A 916-nucleotide genomic window follows, 5' to 3' on the forward strand; every position below is an offset into this window, starting at 1 on the left:
GGCCACTTCTCTGTTAAGTGACTGGATAGAGAAGCACCAACCGCAGAGTCTAGAGCAGCTTCAGGAAGCATTTGATGGAGCGTTGAGGAAATCTGTATTTGCATTGGTGTCTGACATCCCAGAAAAGCGCTACAAGCGTTTCCACATCAAAGAAGAGCATCAAATTGAGTTGGAATCCGGTGAAGTTATCGCTATCTCGAATCAGTGGGGTATGGGCAATATCTTCAAACTCATTGAACGCGTGAAACGAGATGGCTTTGATGTGATTCAATGTGAGTAATGGATACAAAGAGCCTGATTGAGTCCTTTTTTGAACTTAGCTAATGAGAACCTAGGAATCAGTTTCTAGTCACAATTTGGCTCCATAGAATTTGAATTATTAGGATCAACGGCAATACTAAAACTTAGATATTCTAAGTTTTAGTGGTGGCATGTGAAAACGGACATTCAATTTTACCCTGATGAATCGCTCGAAAGCCTCTTGTTGCGCTTATCGCAAGAACAAGGTTACGAGCGATTTTCTCATTTCGCCGAAGATATCTGGTTCGACACCATGGATCAGCATGAGGCGATTGCTGGTGCTTTCCCCTTAGAGCTCAACCGAGTCAATATTTACCTTGCTCAAACCACAAGCCAAATGCGAGTGCGGGTTGTATGCGCCCCATGAACCCACGGGGCGGTGTTGTTAATGTTTGAAGTTCCAAGGTAGGAGCGCATCGATATCAGGCTCCGCTTTCGCGAGCTCTTTCATGCACTTGACCATGTAGTCGTAGAGGATAAGGCCGTTGGCTTTCGCTGTCTCGACGATGCTGTAAAGCATCGCGCTCGCATCAGCACCATTTGGTGTGTTTGAGAACAGCCAATTTTTTCTGCCAATGACCAGCGGTTTAATGGCGCGTTCAGCACGATTATTATC

At 45.3% G+C, this 916-nt stretch carries 1 protein-coding gene and 2 pseudogenes; 2 read left to right on the forward strand and 1 reads right to left on the reverse strand.

Annotation, left to right across the window (positions count from 1 at the left end; genetic code table 11):
• Positions 1-280 (forward strand): annotated as a pseudogene (locus KIV40_RS26470) (hypothetical protein); the annotation flags it as partial.
• A gap of 153 nt (positions 281-433) precedes the next feature.
• Positions 434-655 (forward strand): annotated as a pseudogene (locus KIV40_RS26475) (hypothetical protein); the annotation flags it as partial.
• A gap of 30 nt (positions 656-685) precedes the next feature.
• Here the strand turns inward: KIV40_RS26475 and KIV40_RS26480 are convergent.
• The coding region (locus KIV40_RS26480; protein ID WP_285347800.1) for a transposase at positions 686-916 on the reverse strand (231 nt) is incomplete at its 5' end.

The organism is Vibrio sp. D173a, from assembly GCF_030248475.1.